Raw genomic sequence first — 20,202 nt, forward strand, 5'->3', positions numbered from 1 at the left:
TTTAATGCTAAAGCAAGTTTCCCCCTTAGTGCTGGTTGTCGCAGTTTCAGCCTGCAGTACGCCGATTGACCGTCGTCAGGCCAATGGCAACTTCGAGTATGTTGAAGCCGGCACTTCAGCTCCCTTGGTGATCCCGGAAGGATTGGACACCCCAAGGTTCAGTAAAGAGTTTGAGATCCCGCAAGCGGGCGCCAAGAGTAATGCTGAGTTTGTTGGTGAAAAACTCGATATTCGTCCGCCTTTGCAAGTGCTGCCCATGGCTGAAGGCACCCATGTGGAAGAGGGCAGCGACAACATCAAAGTGGTGGTTGAGTCCATCGACAACAGTGTTGATCTCAAACAGGAGATCTTCAGCACGGTTAAGGGTTATCTGCAAAAGCAAGGCTATGGCATAGTCTCTGAAGATTATGATAAAGGCGCTATCGAAACAGATTGGATTGAAACAGAGCAGGTGCTCGATTCTTCCTGGTTTGGCAGCGATAAAGTCTACCAGCTGCGCCAGCGTTTCCGTTTCGATGTCGAAGTTCGTCCTCATGGCCGCACAGGTAACCTGGTGATCAACCTTATAGATCACGAAGAGCATTACGACGGCTCAGAGCTGCCGGTACTGCTCAGTGGTGAAGATAAGCGCCGTTACACCATAGACATGCTCAACAGCGCCGTGGCCTATATGAGCCTCAAGCGTGAGCAGATGATCAAGGCCAACCGTATCAAGCAGAGTCTGGGCATTGATATGTCATTGCATCAGGGCGGCGACAGCGAGAGCTACTGGGTGGCTGATGCGCCATTCAAGCGTACTTGGGATCGTCTGCGGATAGTACTGCCTGAGCTTGGTTTGGAAGTGGTGGACATGGACTCAAGCAAAGGTTTGTTCTACGTTAACTTGAATGACAACTCCGGCTTCTGGAGTTCCCTGTGGGGCGATAACAAGTTAGCGCTTAAAGAGGGTAGCTATCGTTTATTGCTGCAGGAAAGTGCCGCCAACAAAGAGCAGACTGAGATCCGCCTGCACGATGTGGCCGACCAACCGCTCGCGAATGAGACCATTGAAGCCGTCTATCAGAACCTGGCGGATTTGATGCGCGAAGATCGTAAAGTGCGTTAAGCTCTGCGGGTTTATATCAGAGAGTGTGATTGAAAAGGCGCCGATTTCGGCGCCTTTTTTGATCTCCTCATAAGCCTATTACTGCCCTTGGGTGCCAAAAGTCGGTACCGAAGTTCTGTGGCTTTCTCAGCACCAGCCATTTATAACCATTTAATTTATAATGTTTTTGTTTGATATTTGTCCTACTACTTCATCTTTACCGCACGAGAGATGAAATCAACGCCTCCCTGTTTGTAAAGTCATTTGCAGAATAGTCCTTGGTTTTTGAGTCAATCTATAGCCTGTATCTTTGTTTCGGCGGCTTTGATGCAGTTGTTTTAACTGTGTGTGTATCTGTGTCAAATAAATGTAATTTGTAAGAAAAGGTAAAACGTATTGAAGCCGATAAGTCGCAGAGTAAACTGTTTTACCCATAAAACTCTGTACCTTCGGACAATCAATGAAAAAAATAATACTCCTTTTGGTACTACTGGCGGCCGCAGCCATTGGTTATCAACAATGGCATCAGCAGCAAGCCCCGGCGGAGAGAAAGGCCCGCCCGGTACCCAATGTTGTGGTGTATAAGGCAGCCATTCAGGCTGTGCGGGATGAAGTGGAGGCCCTTGGCACTTCCAAAGCCTATGAGTCAGTCACCATTACCCCCAAGGTCAGCGATGTGGTGACCTCGATTCGCTTCGATGATGGTCAGATAGTCAAGCAAGGGCAACTGCTTGCCAAGCTGCAGGACGCCGAGCAGCAGGCCAGAGTGGAACTGGCCAGGATCAAGGTGCGGGAGAATACCCGCGAGTTCGACCGCATCAGCTCTCTGGTCACCAGCAAGACAGTCGCAGAAACCGAGCGCGACCGACTGCAAACTCTGATAGAAAGTGCCAGAGCCGAAGTCGAGCAGGCACAGGCGGCGCTGCGGGACAGACAGATCACCGCCCCCTTCAATGGTCGCCTGGGTTTACGCCAGGTCTCGGTCGGCAGCCTGGTCACCCCGGGAGTGGTGATCACCACCTTGGATGATATCTCGGTGATCAAGCTGGATTTCTCGGTTCCCGAGCGTTTTATTCAGGACTTGTTGCCGGGCAAAATCGTGGAAGCCAGCGCGGTCGCTTACCCGGATAAGCTGTTTCGCGGCAAGGTTGTTTCCATCGACAGCCGGGTTAACCCAACCACACGGGCAGTAGTGGTGCGCGCCGAAATCCCCAACCCCGATGGTCAACTGCTACCGGGCATGTTGATGAAGGTCAAGCTTATCAAGCAAAACCGTGAGGCGTTGTTGCTGCCTGAGTCGGCCATTATTCCTATTCAAAACCGTCACTACATCTATCTGGCCAACAGTGAAGGTGTGGTGGAACAACGTCAGGTTACTATTGGGCTGCGCAGCCGTGGCTGGGTGGAAATTCTCGAAGGCGTTGAGCTGGGTGAGCAGGTGATCATTCGCGGGATCCTCAAGGTCCGTCCCGGTGACAAGGTCAAGGTGGAGTTCAAGGAACATTTCAGCTTCCTGACGGCTGAAGAGGCGAAGACCACAGCATGATACTGACAGACATTTCCGTTAAACGGCCGGTTTTCGCCTCGGTCATCAGCCTGTTGCTGATCGCTTTCGGTCTGGTGTCCTTCGGTAAGTTGCCACTACGCGAATACCCGGATATCGACCCGCCGATAGTCTCGATAGATACCAGCTACCGTGGCGCCAGTGCCTCTGTGGTGGAAAGCCGTATCACTCAGCTGATTGAAGATAGGATCAGTGGCGTTGAAGGCATACGTCATATCGACTCTTCCAGCACAGATGGCCGCTCCTCTGTGGTGCTTGAGTTTGATATTGACCGCGATATTGAAGCCGCCGCCAACGATGTCCGTGACCGGATTGCCGGTTTGCTGGATAACTTACCGGAAGAGGCCGATCCGCCGGAAGTTCAAAAGGCCAATGGCGGCGATGAAGTGATCATGTGGCTCAATCTGGTGTCGGATCAGATGACCACTTTGCAGCTCACCGACTATGCCCGCCGTTACCTCACCGACAGATTCTCCGTCATCGACGGGGTGGCCAATATGCGTGTCGGTGGCGGCAAGGTTTACGCCATGCGGGTCTGGATTGACCGCCAGGCACTGGCGGCCCGCAACCTGACCGTAGCCGATGTCGAAGCGGCCCTGAGATCGGAAAACGTCGAACTGCCGGCCGGCTCCATCGAATCCAAGGAACGTCACTTTACCGTGCGGCTTGAACGCAGCTTTCGCACCGCCGAAGACTTTGCCAACCTGGTGCTGACCCAAGGGGGCGATGGCTACCTGGTTAAGCTCGGGGATGTGGCCAGGGTCGAAATCGGCTCGGAAGAAGAGCGGATCATGTTCCGTGGTAACGGCGAAGCCATGATAGGCTTGGGGGTCTCCAAACAGTCTACCGCCAATACTTTGGAAGTGGCGCGGGCGGTGAATAAACTGGTGGATGAGATCAACCCGACTCTGCCCCAGGGGATGGAGATTAAACGCTCCTACGACAGCTCAGTGTTTATCGAAGCCTCTATCGATGAAGTGTATCAGACACTGTTTATCGCCATTATTCTGGTGATCATCGTCATCTACCTGTTCCTTGGCAGTGTGCGCGCCATGTTGATCCCGGCGCTGACTGTGCCTGTATCCCTGCTGGCCACTTTTATCGTGCTCTACGCCTTGGGATACACAATTAACCTCTTGACTCTGCTGGCGATGATCCTGGCCATCGGCATGGTGGTGGATGATGCCATCGTGATGCTGGAAAACATTCACCGCCGCATCGAAGAGGGTGACAGTCCATTGAAAGCCGCTTTCCTCGGCGCCCGTGAGGTGGCCTTTGCGGTTATTGCCACTACGGCTGTGTTGGTGGCGGTATTTATGCCAATCACCTTCCTCGATGGCGATCTCGGTAAGCTGTTTAAAGAGTTTGCCGTCACCATGAGTGCCGCCGTGTTGTTTTCCTCGATAGTGGCACTGACACTCAGCCCCATGATGTGTTCCAAGCTGCTTAAACCCGCGAGCCAGGATACCTGGTTGATGCGGCAGGTCGACAAGGGAATGAACGCTCTGGCAGGCTTTTACAGCCGCAGCCTCACCGGCGCCATGAAGCACCCCTTGCTGGTTTCCCTGTTGGTGGTGGCGGCTCTTGGGGCCAGTGCCTACATGGTTAAACTGATCCCGCAGGAGTTTGCGCCGGAAGAAGACAGGGGCTCTATGTTCCTGATGGTCAACGGCCCGGAAGGCGCCAGCTATGAATATATTGAAGCCTATATGAACGAGGTGGAGCAACGTTTGATGCCTCTGGTCGACAGCGGCGAAATCAAGCGTTTGTTGATCCGTGCGCCTCGCGGTTGGGGCGGCTCGGCCAACTTCTCCAACGGTATGGCGATCATAGTGCTCAATGACTGGGGCCAGCGCCGTCCCGCCAAGGAGATCATCAATGATGTCCGTGCCAGGCTGGCCGATCTCGCCGGTGTCAGAGCGTTTCCTGTAATGCGTCAGGCCTTTGGCCGTGGAGTGGGCAAACCTGTGCAGTTTGTCATTGGCGGCCCCAGTTATGAGGAGCTTGCCAGATGGCGCGACATCATGCTCGAAAAAGCGGCGGAAAACCCCAATCTCGTCGGTTTGGATCATGACTACAAGGAAACCAAGCCCCAGCTCAGAGTCGTTATCGACAAAGACAGGGCGGCCGATCTCGGGGTTTCCATCGCTCATATAGGGCGCACGCTTGAGTCCATGTTGGGGTCACGCCTGGTGACTACCTTTATGCGCGACGGTGAAGAGTATGACGTGATCATTGAGGGGAACCGCGACAGCCAAAACACCGCCTCGGATATGCAGAATATCTATGTGCGCTCAGATCGCAGCAAGCAGCTGATCCCACTCTCGAACCTGGTCAGCATAGAGGAGTTTGCCGACGCCAGTCAGCTCCATCGCTACAACCGGATGCGGGCCATTACGCTGGAGGCCAGTTTGGCGGAAGGTTACAGCCTGGGTGAGGCGCTCGATTATCTCAATGATTTGGCCCACACCTATCTGCCGGCAGAAGCCTTGATAAGCTACAAAGGTCAGTCGCTCGACTATCAGGAGTCCGGCAGCTCCATGTACTTCGTGTTCCTGCTGGCACTGGGGATAGTGTTCCTGGTATTGGCGGCGCAGTTTGAGAGCTATATTCACCCCATGGTGATCATGCTGACTGTACCGCTGGCAACCGTGGGCGCCTTGGTGGGTTTGTTGCTGACCGGTCAAAGTCTGAATATCTACAGCCAGATAGGCATCATCATGTTGGTGGGGTTGGCGGCCAAGAACGGTATTCTGATTGTTGAATTTGCCAACCAGCTCAGGGATAAGGGGGTCGACTTTGATGCTGCTATTTTGCAGGCGGCCAACCAAAGGCTCAGACCCATACTGATGACAGGCATAACCACGGCCGCCGGTGCCGTGCCTCTGGTGCTCGCCGAAGGTGCCGGCGCCGAGACCCGCTTTGTCATCGGTGTGGTGGTGCTCTCCGGCATTTTGCTGGCCACCTTGTTTACCCTGTTGGTCATCCCTGTGGCTTATTCACTGTTTGCCCGCCATTCCAGTTCGCCCGAAGCCGTGGCGCAGCAACTGGAAAAGGAGCTGGCAGAATAACCGGCCTAATCAGTCGCCAAACCGTTTAAGGTAGGGCTGTTGGTTTTGTTTTCGGTTTAACCTCAGATTTAGGTACCAGCGCTCCTTTAGGGGCGCTTTTTATGCCTGAGCTATTCGGTTGTTTTGGCTTTGTTGTCATGATCGCAGTTTGGCAAGGCGCATAAGGATAACGTCCAAAAGCGAATGCCTTCGTCGACTAAAACGCTGACAAAGTCTGAATCGCAAAGAAGAGCATGAAGTGTAAGGGGTAGAAGCAGCAAGACCGGCCAGTGGCCGGTCTTGCTTAATGGTTTGACAGGGAAATCAGAGCGGGTCCCCGGCGGTATGCACATCGATATCCGGATGGGTTCTGGCATAGTTGAGTGCCAACACCACCAGCACCACCATGGACGAAGTCAAAAGCCCAATGCTGAGTTGTCCCATCATGGGCACCAGCGACATCAACATGGCCGCAAGACCGGCGGCAAAGTTCTGCAGTCCACCAAGCAGGGCGCCGGCCACCCCGGCTTGGCGCGGGAAGGGCTCAAGCGCCGCCGATGTCAGCGCCGGAAACAATATGCCGGCCCCGGTAAAGAAGAGCACTGAGCCAATCAGTAGACTCCAACCTATCACCAAAGTTGACAGGCCGGGCAGCAGTAAAAACAGTGCTCCGGCACCCAGCAGGGCTACACCGTGGTGAAACAGTTTATGCAGTGATGCCTGTCTGCCGGCATACCAGGCTCCCAACAGATAACCCGGAATAGGCGCCACGAAATAACAACTGACCATCATGGGGCTCATAGCCAGCACCTGGCCATAGAGTATACCGGCGATGGCTTCAAAGGCGGCAATCCCGGCGAAGGTAGCCACCAAGGACAGCAGATAACCGCGAAAGGCTCTGTGCTTCAGCACCAAGGCATAGGACTTGAGCATGGACTGCGGCTGGCGTTTCTCCTTGGGGAGGGATTCCTTGAACCTCAGCGCCAGGGTTATCACCACGCAGACACCGAAAAAAGCCAGGAACCAATACACGGCATGCCAGCCATAATGCACACTCAACACTCCGCCAATAAAGGGAGCCAGCAGCGGCGAGAACACCACGGCCATGGACACATAGCTGTTGAAACGCACCAGTTTTTCGCCGAAGAAGAAATCTCTTGGAATAGAGCGGCAAAGGGCACCGGCACTGGCGGTGCCGCAGCCTTGAATGGCGCTGGCCAGCAGCAAGGTATTAAAGCTCTCGGCGCAGGCGGCGATGATGGCACCTATGACGAAAAGACTGAGACCGATGAGCAGCAGCGGCTTGCGACCGAATCTGTCCGATACCGGACCATAAACAAATTGCAGTAGGCCATAGGCCAAGAGATAAGTGCCCATAATCGCCTGCAGTTGCCCGGCACTGACACTGAATTGCTCACCCATCATAGGCAGCGCCGGCACAAAAATGGTTTGGGCAATCTGGCCGCTGGCGACCATCATCACCAGCATGATTAATAAAGGCTTCAAGGATACGCCGGAAACATTCTCATCAGGTACCACAGTAATACTCCTACAACCTTGATAAAGAACCATAACTAAAGAACCGTTTGGGAAGATGCCGACAAGGCGAGTGCCTCTTGAGATAAGTATCAGCCCCTTCCTGCTCGGGAGCTCCCGAGACGGGCGCTATCATACTCGGCAATTTTGCAATTTCAATGACAGAAGTCGCTGTTATACAAGAAAAAAATTAAAGCTATTGATAACATTTTCTATAGAATAGGTTTGTGTACCTTAATCTTTACATTGTTTGGGTGGAATATAACCCAAAAGTTGGGGGTGTTTACCTTTGGAAGCGCTATGGCAGCACTACAGAGGGCTTTCATTGCTGTATTGAGTCTCTATATTGGAATGATATGTTTACAAATCTTGATGATGGATTATTTTCCATCGGCTCTTTCATTCGGCCTTATGGACAAGCACCAAGTGCCGGCTATCCTGGCAAGAGTGAGGTTAAATGACTTGCTGCCACATGGATGCAGCAGTAAACTGCGCCGGCTCTTACGTACGGCAGTCAAAGCATCAAGGCTGGCGGTAAGAAAGTCGTACACTAGAGTTATTAAGTCATTGTAATTCGGGAAATTCATGTCAATTCAACCTCACGCGGTACACCGTCTGTATGAATACCGACAGTCGCTGTCGACCAAGCCTTATGCATCAAGGGGCAAGAATCTTGTTCGCTGTGGCCGTTGCCTGTTGGAGCAGAGCTTTTGTACCTGTGAGCACAGGCGCCTTCTGCCCTGCGAAGCGGCGTTTGCTTTGCTTATGTATGATGCCGAGGTATTGAAACCCAGCAACAGCGGGCGTTTGATAGCCGATCTCATTCCGGATACCCATGCCTTTCTTTGGTCGAGAACTCAGCCGGACCCTCAACTCTTAGCCTTGCTGGAAAACCCGGATTATCAGCCTTATCTGGTGTTTCCGGGGGAATATGCCTTACCGGGGCAAGAGGTGGTGACTGAGGCTTTGAGCGAAGTGCTCGCTAATCAGGGAGATCCGGAGCAAGGCAAGCGACCGCTGTTCATTTTGCTCGATGGCAGTTGGCGTGAGGCGGTGAAGATGTTTCGCAAGAGTGCTTACCTGCATCAATTACCTATGTTGTCATTCAGCGCCGAAACCTTGGCTCGCTATCAGCTCAGAAAGGGTAGCCGCGACTTTCAGATGGGTACGGCCGAAGTGGCAATTTTAACGCTGCAGTCTCTGGGTGAAGAGGACTGCGCCGAAGCGCTTGATACTTGGTTTAAGCTCTTTATCAGCAGCAGTCTGGCAACACGTAGCCGCTTGATAAAAAATAAGCCCGAGCATATTCAATCACTTAAAGAGCAGTTTGCCTTTCAGGTTGAAACACTGAGGCTCAAATAAGTTATTAGCTTTCCCTTAATAATAGTCGGGAATTGACACGCAGCTTCAAGGACTTACACTGGTAAATGAACAACCTGTCGCCAAACGTCGGGGTGTTTAACAATCAGGATCTCCCATTGAACGCTGGAAGCTGCTATGTCCTCTGTCTTTGCTGCGCTAATGACCGTCTTCGCCCGAAAGGGTTCAAATGCATCGCTTTTCTCTATGCCACTGCTTATCGTCAGTGGCTTTTTATTGCTCGGTTGTGACCCCGAACCCGTTGCCATCACGCCCAAACTGGTGGTGGTGGAAGAGGTCAAACAGGCGACGGTGCCTGTCTATGGTAATTATGTCGGTATCACCAAGGCTTCTTTGGATGTGGAGGTCAGGGCCCGCGTCGATGGCTTTGTCGAGGAGCGGCTCTTTACCGAGGGCAGCGCGGTCAATGCCGGCGATATCTTGTATAAGATAGATAACAAGCCCTATAACGCTGTGGTTAATCGACTCAAGGCCAACGTCGAGTCGCAGCAGGCGATACTGGAAAAGGCGCAGCGGGATGTGAAGCGTCTGAAACCCCTCTATGAGCAGGATGCCGCCAGTCAGCTGGATTATGATAATGCCCTATCTGCGTTGGCGCAGGCCAAGTCGGCCCTGGCCGCCGGCCACGCCGAGCTGGAAGAGGCGCTGCTGGAACTCAGTTATACCGAAATAAGAGCGCCGATCGCAGGTCTGGTCAGCCGCTCTGAGGTGGATATCGGCGCCTTGGTCGGCAGTCAGGGGCAATCGCTGCTGACACGGGTGAAGCAGGTGAATCCCATCTATGTGAATTTCAATATGTCGGCGCTGGATTACCTCAATGCCAGACGGCGAATGACCAGTTACAACCAACAGCAGGAAGCGGAAACTGAAGGCAAGGCGGTTGAAGGCTTTGTGCGTATCACCTTACCGGACAACAGTGATTATCGCTATTTGGGTAACGTCAGTTTTACCGATCCCCAGGTCAATTCCAGCACAGGTACCTTTGAGGTGAGGGCGGTACTGCCCAATCCGGACAAGGAGTTATTGCCGGGTCAATACACCAATGTCAGGATCAAACTCAGTGAGATAGACAATGCCATAGTGATCCCGCAGCGTTCGACTCAGGTGGATCAGGGCGGTGTCTATGTGATGGTGGTGATGCCGGACAATAAGGTTGAGCGGCGCTTTATCGTGATTGAATACCAGGGCCCGGAAGGCGTGGTGGTCAAAAGCGGTCTCAACGCCGGTGAACGAGTGATAGTCGAAGGCATGCACCGTGTGCGTCATGGCCAACTGGCCGAGCCGCTGGATGCCAAAGAGTATCAAAAGCGGCTCGACGAGCAGGAAAAGAAAGAGGCGCTGGAGCAGCAATCAAAAGAACAGGAGCGTAAGTAAATGGCTCAGTTCTTTATCGGACGGCCGGTATTCTCGGCTGTTATCAGTATCGTTATCGTGCTCCTGGGCTTGATAGCCATGTTCCAGCTGCCGGTGGATCAATATCCCTATATCACGCCGCCGCAGGTGAGTATCTCAGCCTCTTATCCGGGGGCAGCTTCCACTACAGCCGCCGAGTCTGTGGCAACACCGCTGGAGCAGCAGGTCAACGGTGTGCCCAATATGATCTATATGAGCTCCAAGAGCACCAATTCCGGCAGCACCAATGTCACCATTACCTTTGATGTGGGCACCAGTCCGGATCTGGCGGCGGTGGATGTGCAGAATGCCACTCAGCAGGCCATCGATAGCTTGCCTATCGATGTACAGACCGCCGGGGTGTCAGTCTCCAAGGATTCCTCGGTGGAACTGCTCAAGCTGTCATTGACCTCCAAAGATCCCCGTTTCGATGAGATTTACCTCTCCAACTACGCCTCCATCAATATCGAATCGGCACTGAGAAGGATCCCCGGCGTTGGCCGGGTTCGTAACACAGGCGCTCGCAGTTATGCCATGCGGGTGTGGTTGCGCCCGGATGCCTTGGCCGGTCACAGCCTGACTACCACAGACGTTATCGATGCCATCAAGGCACAAAACAAGGAAACTCCGGCTGGTACCGTGGGTACCCAACCCAACACTAGCGCCTTGAGCCAGACCTTGCCGATAACCGCCAGCGGACGTCTGTCCAGTGTCAGGGAATTTGAGGAAATCATAGTTCGCGCCAATCCCGACGGCTCGCTCATTCGCTTGCGTGACATTGCCAGGGTAGAACTGGGTTCTTCGGCTTATACCTTACAATCACAACTCAATGGGGAAAACGCCACCATCTTGCAGGTGTATTTGCTGCCCGGTGCCAATGCCCTTGAGGTGACCCGTAAGGTCAAGGAAACCATGGCCGAACTCGCGACCAAGTTCCCAAGCGGTATGGACTGGCAGGTGTTTTACGATGCTTCTGTGTTTATCGAAGAGTCTATCGATGAGGTAGTGCAGACCCTGATCGAAGCCTTGGTGTTGGTGGTGTTGGTGGTGTACCTGTTTTTGCAGAACCTGCGGGCGACCCTTATCCCGGCGATTGCGGTACCTGTCTCTTTGATAGGGACGCTGGCCGCCATGCTGGCCTTCGGTTTTACCATCAATACAGTAAGCCTACTGGCACTGGTTTTGGCCATTGGTATTGTGGTTGACGATGCCATTGTGGTGGTGGAAAACGTCGAGCGACTTATCAATGAAAAGGGCATGAGCCCAATGGCGGCAACCCGCAGCGCCATGAAAGAGTTATCCGGAGCCCTGATAGCGACCAGTTTGGTGCTGTGCGCCGTGTTTGTTCCTGTGTCCTTCCTTGCCGGTATCACAGGTATTATGTATCGGGAATTTGCTGTCGCCATTGCTGTGGCCGTGCTGATCTCGACAGTGGTGGCATTGACCCTTAGTCCGGCACTTTGCGCCTTGTTGTTGCGTCCGGGCGATGCGGCCAAGAGCGGTTTCTTCTTCTGGCTCAACAACCGCCTCTCCAAATTGACCGACAAATACGTATCCCTGGTAGGTGTAGCCAACAAACATGCGCGGCGCAGTTACCTGGTGTTTGGCGCCATGGTGGTGGCGGTTTGGTACATTATGAGCCACTTGCCATCGAGCTTTATGCCGGATGAGGACCAAGGGCGTTTCTTTATTGATATGACATTGCCGGCCGGAGCGACGGTCAACCGCACCCAAAAGGTACTCAAGATTGCCGAGCGCCATGTGCTGGCCCATCCTGCGGTAGCCTGGTCCTTCACCCTGGCCGGTGAAAACCGCCGCTCGGGTTCGAATCAGGCCAACGGCCAGTTTGAAGTGGTCCTCAAGCCCTGGGCGGAGCGGGAGCAAAGCCAGGCCACAGTGCAGAAAGTGATGAAAGAGCTGAAACATGAACTCAGCCAGGTATTGCAGGCAGAGTTCAACCTCTACCTGCCATCGGCCGTGCCCGGTTTGGGGAACGGCTCCGGGGTTGAAATGGTGCTGCAGGATACTTCGGGAACCAATTTCAAGGGGCTGATGGAAACCAGCAACGAATTGGTGGAGCAGCTCAAACAACAACCGGAAGTCGCGGCAGCGGCCATGTCGCTGCAGGGTTCCATTCCGCAGATGTATCTCTCGGTCAACGAAGCCAAGGCTATGGCTATCGGGGTGGATGTGGCCGATCTTTACAGCACTATCAAGACCTTTACCGATTCCTCTGTAGTCAATGATTTCAATCTGTTTGGCCGGGTGTATAAGGTCAGGGTTCAGGCCGAGGACAGTTATCGCCAGTTCCCCCAGCAGATCAAAGATTATTATGTCCGGTCATCCAATGGTGTCATGGTGCCTATCGGAGTTCTGGCCGACTATGAATATACTGTGGGGCCGGCGGCTGTGACTCACTACAATCTGTTCTCCAGTGCTTCCATCAACATCACTCCGGCAGCCGGGTATGCTTCAGGCGATGTGATAAAAGCAATCAACAGAGTGGCCAAGCCCATGCTGCCGCCCGAATTCAAGTACGAATGGACCGGGCTTACCTTCCAGGAAGTACGCTCGGCCAACCAGACCAGTATCGCCATTACACTGGCTTTGGTGTTTGTATTCCTGTTTTTGGCGGCGCTGTATGAGAGTTGGACCATTCCTGTGGCCGTGCTGCTTATTGCTCCGGTCGCCATGCTGGGAGCCTCTTTGGCGACACTGCTCAGTGGTATGCAGAGTAATCTCTTCTTCCAGGTCGCCTTTATCGCCCTCATCGGGATGGCAGCCAAAAACTCGATTTTGATTGTCGAGTTCGCCAATCAACTGCACCGGGAGGGCCGTTCAAGACTGGAGGCGGCAATGGAAGCCGCCGCGATGCGCTTCAGGCCGATTTTGATGACCTCCATGGCCTTTATTCTCGGTGTCTTGCCACTGGTGTTATCGGCCGGACCCGGCTCAGTCAGTCGCCACTCGGTATCTATTCCTATCCTCGGCGGCATGGTGCTGGCGACCAGCATAGGGATTATACTGGTGCCGCTGTTCTTTGTGACCACAGCCGGTTGGGTTCGCGCCAAGGTTAAGGGTGATTCGGCAAGCCAAAAGCCGGCAACGGAGGAAGGCTTATAATGACCGGAGTATTAGCCATGAGCCAAGAGAATCCGAACAAGAGCCTTGTCAGTTGCAAATGCACTAGACCGGCGCTAGTCGCTTTGATACTTTCCTCGGGCCTTTGGGGCTGCACTCTGGGGCCGGATTATCAGCGCCCCGAGCTCAACATGCCGGCGCAGTTTGATAAGACGCTGCCGCAAGTAGAGTCCAATGAAGCCGTTAAGGATGAATGGCAGACGTTTTTCCTCAATCCCGAACTGCAGGCGCTTATTCGTCAGGCGCTGGGAAACAATATCGACCTGGCGATGATGCAGAGCAGGCTGCGAGCCGCCAGAGCCGAAGGGCGGGTGGTCGATGCGGCCCTGTGGCCCGAACTTGGGCTGGAGTTTGAAGCCAAACGGTCGCTCAGCAGCGCCATTACCAATAAAGATCCCAGTGCCAAGACAGCCTTGGGCCTTAACGGGGTCGCTTCATGGGAGCTGGATATCTGGGGCGCCAATCGCCGGGCCAGTGAGGCGGCGATTGCCAATACTCTGTCGCAGGCAGAGCTGCTTGAGGCGTCCAAAATCAGCCTTATCAGTGATATCGCTACCGCCTTTTACGAGCTGACCGATATAGAGCAAAGACTTAAGATCTCCCGGGAAACGGCTCAGATCCGCGCCAAGGAACTGCAGCTGGCTAAGCTCAGGCGGGCCAACGGGATGATCTCGGGTCTCGATGTACACCAGGCGGAAGTGGAATATCAAACCGCCATGGTGACCTTGCCTCAGCTCGAATATGACAGCAAGGCTAAACGTAATCAGTTGCTTATCTTACTGGGGGCTTACGATCACCCCTTGCCAGAGCTTCCCAAACTGGTGAGCAGTGAATTTCCCGAATCTCTGGCGGTTGGGGTGCCTTCACAGCTACTGTCGCGCCGCCCGGATGTACGCGCCAGCGAGCTGGCTCTGGTAGCGGCCACGGCCGGGGTTGGGGTAGCCAAGAGCGCCTTTTTCCCCGGGTTTACCATTACCGCCGAATATGGCCGCGAATCCAATAGCCTGGATAACCTTTTCAGCTCAAAGGGGCTCACCTGGTCGCTGCTCGGTGGGATCACGGCGCCAATTTTCAATGCCGGCAAGATAAGCGCCGAATATGATATAGCCAACGAGGCGCAGGTACAGGCAATGCTTGCTTATCGCAGCACGGTATTGAACGCCTATATGGAAGTACGCAATGCGATGAATGATTATCAGAGAACGCAGCAGGCTCTGATAGAGCAGCAACGCTTGCTCGATGCTTCCTCTGAGTATGTGCGCCTGGCGCGGCTCAGATACAAGAACGGTGTTGCTACTTCACTTGATTTGATGGATGCCCAGCGCCAACGCTTCAGCGCCGAGCTTTCGTTGAGCGAGTCAAAACGCGATAAGTTGCTGGCTATGATAGCCCTATACCGCGCCCTGCGTGGCGGCGCACCGGCAAAGAGTTAACCCAGGGAACACAGTAACCTCAGTCGAGTTTCTTGAGGATATCGCCCAGCAGTTGGTGGGCCATTTTGGCGTCTCTGTCACTGAGGCGAGAGAGGCTCTCATTCAACCACAGGCTTAACTTGGCATCATCGGCGGAACCGACTCGCTCCAGCAGAGTGGTGGCTTTTTGTTTGAGGGCGCTGAGTTGCGCCAACGGCGATTGAGCACTTTTTAGCCCCAGGCTGCCATCGGCACAAGCCAAAGCCTGACCCAGAGCGTAGGAATAGACCATCACGGCTTGCGCCAGATTGAGGGAAGGGTATTCGGTGGCCAGTGGTACGTAGCTGAGCAAGTCACAAATCGCCAAGTCGGCGTTACTCAGGCCGCTGGCCTCACAACCAAAGACGATGGCGGTGCGCTTCACCTGTTCCTGCTGATGACTCAGTTGTTCGCCGAGTTCTGCCGGGCTTAAATAGTGTCTTGGGCTGCCGCGCTCTCTTGCTGTGGTGGCCACCATAAGCTCAAACTCTTCTCTGAGCTCCTCCAGGCTGGCCACTTCACGGATGTTGGCCAGTATGTCCTCGGCGCCGCAGGCGACCCAGGCCGCTTCCTCTTCCCGGTGAGCTTGCGAATTCACCACAACGAGTTCACTGAACCCTTGGGTCTTGATTGCGCGGGCTACGGCGCCAACATTGGCGGCGCGAGCAGGGGAGACGAGTACAAAGCTGAGTTTCATCCGAAAAAAGGCTCTAAAGGAAAACTGCAGCGATTATAAGGTTCTGCAATCGAGAATAAAGCAAAAAAGCTGCAACCGGCCGGGAAAAGGTTTGTTGCAGCTCTATTTGAGCAGCCAGAAGGCTTAAGGCACTGTGTTACTTGGAATAATTGAACACTGTTTCGGCCCGCCACACCCGGTAGCGCAGCTCGGCATCTTTAGGCAGATAGATAACCATAGGCAACTTGCTGTTATATCTCAGCTTGTATTCACCCGGAATGCGAACAAACTCTTCATGCTTGGCCTTATCGAAGCAGGCCATCATGGTCGAGCGTCCCGGGCCAATTTCATCCAACTCCCAATAGGTGTAACCCCAACCTTTGAGATCCATCTGCTTCAGCTCGCCCATCAGGCCGTGCTTGTTGCAGTCGACCATCTGGGTTTGGCCCACCTGAATTTCAACCATGTAGTCGTCTTCGTTTTCCAATTGGGGCAGGGTCAGTATGTGTTGCACCATGCCTTCTTTGGGGGCGGGGAACATCTTGCTGCTATCCTGCGGCTGATAGCTGTTGGCATCAAATTGGTTTGCAGTAATCATGTTCTGATTGTATCCCTGTGGATGCGGCGGGCTGACTGCCAAAACCTGGGCAGATAACAAAGCGGAAGCGATAAGTGCCAGTTTCAGTTTGCCGGACTTAAGCATAGGTTTTCTCCTTATGGGCCCGCTATGGGCTGAAATCAATTATTGGATTGGCGCTGTGTATGATTGCGCTTCTGTAGAGTTAAACGGCCAGCTTCTGAGAAAGGGTTATTTATTTTCAAAAAAATCATAAATAATTTTGTATTGCTATACAAATCAAAATAGTACCAGCTATGTGCTTGCTCTTAATTCAAGTTATCGAGAGGCAAAACGCCCACCAGGTTCAGTCTGGCGGGCGTTGTCAGTTCAGGCCGGTTCGTGTGAACCGGCTGTTCGTTTAAACACAGCTGTTTATTTAAATGCCGACTTCACCACCATCGACTTTACGCAGTACCACGGTCGCTGCCCTCGGACGTATGCTGGTGCCGATGGGTGTTTCCTCGGCGGCATTGGCCGATACCGGCCAATTCCCCGGGTGCTGGATATTGGCAAATACCGAAGTGTAGTCCGGCGAGATAGCAAAGCCTGTGACTTCACAACCATTGGGGCCGACGAAGAAGCGCTTCAGCTCAGTTTGATTGTCGGCGGTAACTGTCAGAGGCTTGCCGTCGCCATCGACCATCTTGGATGGCACTATTGCCAGCATCTGGTCGTTGGTGTGCTCAGTCACCTCTTTGGCGCCATTATCTGTCTGGATCCACAGAATACCGCGGGCATCGAACGCCAGGCCGTCCGGGCTGGCCAACTGGTTAAGTTCAGTCAGGCCGGAGAGGTTGGTGGCGTCGTCACCGTCGGCCGGAGAACCGAACAGGAAGATATCCCAGCTAAACTCGGTATCACTGGCACCTTCATCCCAGCGGATGATATGGCCAAAGTTGTTTTTAAGCCTTGGGTTGGCGGCGTTGGCTTCAGTCCGCTTGGAGTTGTTGGTCAGGGTCAGATAGACACTGCCGGTGAAAGGATCCACAACACACCACTCGGGTCTGTCCATTGGTGTCGCGCCAACCAAATCGGCGGCGCCGGCGGTATTGATGATGATATCTGCCTGGCTGGCAAATGTATCGGCCAGGGTCTTGCCGTCCTTTGTCATGGCATCCATGGTCAGCGGCAACCATTCACCTACGCCACCTTCGTTAAACTTGGCCACATACAGGGTACCTTCATCCATGTACTTGGCACCGGTTGCCAGGCGGTTGCTGCTGTCTGCATCCTTGGGATCCCAAAGCGCCGCCGAAACAAACTTGTACAGATATTCGAAGCGCGAGTCATGGCCCGAATAGAATACCAGTGGTTTGCCTTCGGTCAGCTTGCCGTAGGCGCAGCCTTCATGACGGAAACGCCCCAGGGCTGTGCGTTTGACTGCGCGGGAGTTGGGATTGTAGGGATCGACTTCGACGATATAGCCATAGCCGTTATCTTCATTGCGATAGTCATACATGGCATCGCTGGCCTTGGGGGTGACATCGAAACGGGCAAATTCATCCAGTCGCTCTTCGGCATGACCGGCCAGATCGGCCCAGCCATAGCGGGTAGAACTGCTGCTGACACCGATACGGCTTTGGGCTTGAGTCATCTCGCCCTTATTGACGAAGTAGCCGGGCCAGTTCTCTTCGCAGGTGAGGTAAGTCCCCCAAGGGGTATAACCGTTACCACAGTTGTTCAGGGTGCCGCGGGTCTGGCTGCCATCAGGCGAGAAGGCGGTTACGACTTTGTCTGTGTAGGCTACCGGGCCGCTGAGATCCATGGTGGAAGCACCGGTGAAGCGGCGATTGTGTTTGTCGTCCTTGACTACTTCCCAGCTGCCGTCGTTAAGCTTGATGCGTACCACAGTCATGCCGTGAGCATTGATCTCTTTACGGACTTCATCGACTAGGGTTCTCAGGCCGGTATCGGCATCCATAGTCGGGCCGTTGGGGTGCAGGGCATCTGGTTCAATGTATTCATGGTTGATACACAAGAGGCCATCGGTTCCGGCTTCATTAAGCGGGAAGAAATGCATGCCGTCGTGGTTTTGACCCACAGAGTTGGCCTGATCCTGGGCGGTATTACTGCCATCAGCCTTCCAATCGGCCGCTTTACTGTTCAGCGGAGTCCCCCAGGGAGCCAGGACCTGAGCCCGGTAACCTTCAGGGATAACCACTGCATCAAGGCGAGAACCGGCTACCGACTCAAAACCGAGTATAACACTGGATTGGCTGGGAGGAACCGGAGTAGGGGGCACAGGATCCGGTGTGCCAGAGGTGTTATTGTTGTCGGAACCACAGCCGGCAAGGCCGAAGCCGCCGAATGCAGTCAGGGCACTGACGCCCAAGCCACTTTTTACAAAATTGCGCCGGGAAAGGTGCTTATCCAGTACCTGGGCAAAAGGTTCGTTCTGACTCTTGTTATAACGCGTCGGATCGAAAGTTGCCTTGCTCATAAGATTTCACTCCGTGATCTTCTATCTCGTTATAGGAATTGCAAATGCGACGCAAAGACTAATAACGCCATGTGACAGCCAGATAACTGAAAGGTGACACAAATAAGACATAATCCCCCGACTTTAGGATGAAGTTTGTTAATCCCATGGTCACACTTGTGATTTTTTTCAGTCGCAATGCTTGAAATTGTGTCAGGAAAGAGAGATATTTCGCCAATCAAATAGTTTGAATATCAAAATATAACAGCAGGCTAACTATGAGTTCAGAGTTTCACACCACCACGCGCTGGCAGCATAAGCATAACTTTACCCACCATAATGAGCAGGGAGAGAAGAGTACCAAGTGGGTGCTCTTGCTGACTGTGGTCACCATGGTGGCCGAGATTGTTGCCGGTACTATATACGGCTCCATGGCGTTGTTGGCCGATGGTTGGCATATGGGAACTCATGCTGCGGCATTTATGCTGACATTGTTTGCTTACTCTTACGCCAGGAAACATGCCAACAACCCGAGATTTGCCTTTGGTACCGGCAAGGTCAGCGTACTCGGTGGTTTTACCAGTGCGATTGCACTCGGTTTGGTGGCACTGTTGATGCTGATAGAGTCCGGCTCCAGACTCCTGTATCCGGAAGATATTCATTTTGACCAGGCGATTCTGGTGGCCATCATAGGTTTAACCGTCAACATCGTCAGTGTATTTCTGCTCAAGGATCATCACGGTCACGATCATGGCCACAGCCACAGTCATAGGCATAACCATGGCCACAGCCACAGTCATAGGCATAACCATGGCCACAGCCACAGTCATAGGCATAACCATGGACATAGCCAGGCAGATAGCCACAATCACAGCCATCACAGCGATCACGCACAGCAGCATGTCCACAACCATGGGGATTCCCACGGACACAAAGATCATAATCTGCGCGCAGCCTATTTCCATGTATTGGCCGATGCCTTGACCTCCTTGTTGGCAATTGGCGCGCTGTTGGCCGGTAAATATTTCGGATTGAATTGGCTGGATCCCGTGATGGGCATTGTCGGAGCTGTTATCATCAGTCGCTGGGCTTGGGGACTTATCAGCCAAACCAGCCCTATTTTGCTTGACGCAGGTGTTGAAGCCGAGTTCAGTCGTAAGCTGGTGGAACGGATAGAAGCCGAAAAAGACCACAAGGTAACCGATATTCATGTGTGGCCGGTCAGCGCCGATCATCACGCAGCCATGATCTCTTTGGTGAGCCACGCTCCCCACAGTACCGACTATTATCATGAGTTGCTGGCGGATTTCAGTCGCATAGATCATCTGACCATTGAAGTAAATCAATGTGCCGACTGCGATAAAGCGGCGATGCCGAGAGCCAAAGAATGTGAGCAAGCGAGCCACACAGAGACAGGACATCATCACCATCATCATTGAGGTGCAAAAATAGATGAAACAGCAACAGCGGCAGGATTCGCTGCAACAGTCAATCAACCACGCCATCATAGAGTTTTATGAGCGTCTGTCCTCATGGGAGCAGAGCGTAGTCAGAGACCAAGGCGCTTCACTGGCGCAGATCCATACAGTGGAGATCCTGGGGGCTCACGGCCCTATGAAGATGAAGGAACTGGCGGAAAAGCTCGGTATTACCACAGGAACCCTGACCGTGCAGGTTGAACGTTTGGTTAAGGCGGGCCTGGCCGAACGTCAGCCCTTGGAAAATGACCGGCGCGCCATCCAGGTATCCTTAACCGAAAAGGGCGAGCAGATGTTTAAGGAACATGATGCCCTGCATCTGCAGTTAACCCGTGAGATGACCGCGAAATTCAGTGACGCTGAGCTGGAGCAACTGCTTGGGTTCTTCAATCGGCTCAACAGCGAATTCTAA

13 protein-coding genes are annotated in these 20,202 nt (G+C 53.5%); 9 read left to right on the forward strand and 4 right to left on the reverse strand.

What is annotated here, in order from left to right; all coding sequences use genetic code 11:
• Positions 1–4 precede the first annotated feature (4 nt).
• From bamC to E1N14_RS10705, 3 genes are all read left to right on the forward strand, one after another.
• Positions 5–1,105, forward strand: a complete 1,101-nt coding sequence (gene bamC, locus E1N14_RS10695; protein ID WP_025009713.1) for an outer membrane protein assembly factor BamC — start codon at positions 5–7, stop codon at positions 1,103–1,105.
• A gap of 439 nt (positions 1,106–1,544) precedes the next feature.
• The gene (locus tag E1N14_RS10700; protein WP_025009714.1) at positions 1,545–2,630 is read left to right on the forward strand and encodes an efflux RND transporter periplasmic adaptor subunit; all 1,086 of its coding nucleotides are present in this window, start codon (positions 1,545–1,547) and stop codon (positions 2,628–2,630) included.
• Positions 2,627–5,719 carry an efflux RND transporter permease subunit gene (locus tag E1N14_RS10705; protein ID WP_028779221.1) on the forward strand — a complete coding sequence of 1,031 codons (3,093 nt, stop codon included), beginning with the start codon at positions 2,627–2,629 and terminating at the stop codon, positions 5,717–5,719. The genes E1N14_RS10700 and E1N14_RS10705 overlap by 4 nt, the downstream gene beginning before the upstream one ends.
• A gap of 303 nt (positions 5,720–6,022) precedes the next feature.
• Here the strand turns inward: E1N14_RS10705 and emrD are convergent, their stop codons facing one another.
• Complete coding sequence (gene emrD, locus E1N14_RS10710) at positions 6,023–7,237, reverse strand: multidrug efflux MFS transporter EmrD (protein ID WP_255265331.1); 1,215 nt, start codon at positions 7,235–7,237, stop codon at positions 6,023–6,025.
• Between the two features lie 582 nt (positions 7,238–7,819).
• Here emrD and E1N14_RS10715 point away from each other — a divergent pair.
• The 4 genes from E1N14_RS10715 (at position 7,820) to E1N14_RS10730 (ending at position 14,580) form a co-directional block, all read left to right on the forward strand.
• Complete coding sequence (locus tag E1N14_RS10715) at positions 7,820–8,596, forward strand: tRNA-uridine aminocarboxypropyltransferase (RefSeq protein WP_025009716.1); 777 nt, start codon at positions 7,820–7,822, stop codon at positions 8,594–8,596.
• Between the two features lie 135 nt (positions 8,597–8,731).
• A complete protein-coding gene (locus tag E1N14_RS10720) occupies positions 8,732–9,988 on the forward strand; it encodes an efflux RND transporter periplasmic adaptor subunit (protein WP_370628804.1) in 1,257 nt (418 codons plus the stop codon).
• A complete protein-coding gene (locus E1N14_RS10725; protein WP_062793681.1) occupies positions 9,989–13,129 on the forward strand; it encodes an efflux RND transporter permease subunit in 3,141 nt (1,046 codons plus the stop codon).
• A complete protein-coding gene (locus E1N14_RS10730; RefSeq protein WP_025009718.1) occupies positions 13,129–14,580 on the forward strand; it encodes an efflux transporter outer membrane subunit in 1,452 nt (483 codons plus the stop codon). The genes E1N14_RS10725 and E1N14_RS10730 overlap by 1 nt, the downstream gene beginning before the upstream one ends.
• Positions 14,581–14,599: 19 nt before the next feature.
• Here the strand turns inward: E1N14_RS10730 and E1N14_RS10735 are convergent, their stop codons facing one another.
• From E1N14_RS10735 to E1N14_RS10745, 3 genes are all read right to left on the reverse strand, one after another.
• Positions 14,600–15,295 carry a tRNA/rRNA methyltransferase gene (locus E1N14_RS10735; RefSeq protein ID WP_062793680.1) on the reverse strand — a complete coding sequence of 232 codons (696 nt, stop codon included), beginning with the start codon at positions 15,293–15,295 and terminating at the stop codon, positions 14,600–14,602.
• Between the two features lie 136 nt (positions 15,296–15,431).
• Positions 15,432–15,977 (reverse strand): serine protease inhibitor ecotin, encoded by a 546-nt coding sequence (gene eco, locus E1N14_RS10740; protein ID WP_044734463.1) that lies wholly within the window; start codon positions 15,975–15,977, stop codon positions 15,432–15,434.
• 292 nt (positions 15,978–16,269) lie between these two features.
• The gene (locus E1N14_RS10745; RefSeq protein WP_062793679.1) at positions 16,270–18,333 is read right to left on the reverse strand and encodes a PhoX family protein; all 2,064 of its coding nucleotides are present in this window, start codon (positions 18,331–18,333) and stop codon (positions 16,270–16,272) included.
• A 257-nt stretch (positions 18,334–18,590) separates the two neighbouring features.
• On the opposite strand from E1N14_RS10745, the gene E1N14_RS10750 reads away from it, so the two are divergent.
• Together E1N14_RS10750 and E1N14_RS10755 are read left to right on the forward strand one after the other, a co-directional pair.
• A complete protein-coding gene (locus E1N14_RS10750) occupies positions 18,591–19,751 on the forward strand; it encodes a cation diffusion facilitator family transporter (protein ID WP_025009720.1) in 1,161 nt (386 codons plus the stop codon).
• Between the two features lie 13 nt (positions 19,752–19,764).
• On the forward strand, positions 19,765–20,202 hold the full coding sequence (locus E1N14_RS10755; RefSeq protein WP_025009721.1) for a MarR family winged helix-turn-helix transcriptional regulator: 438 nt from the start codon (positions 19,765–19,767) through the stop codon (positions 20,200–20,202).

The organism is Shewanella algae (assembly GCF_009183365.2).
Taxonomy (GTDB): domain Bacteria; phylum Pseudomonadota; class Gammaproteobacteria; order Enterobacterales; family Shewanellaceae; genus Shewanella; species Shewanella algae.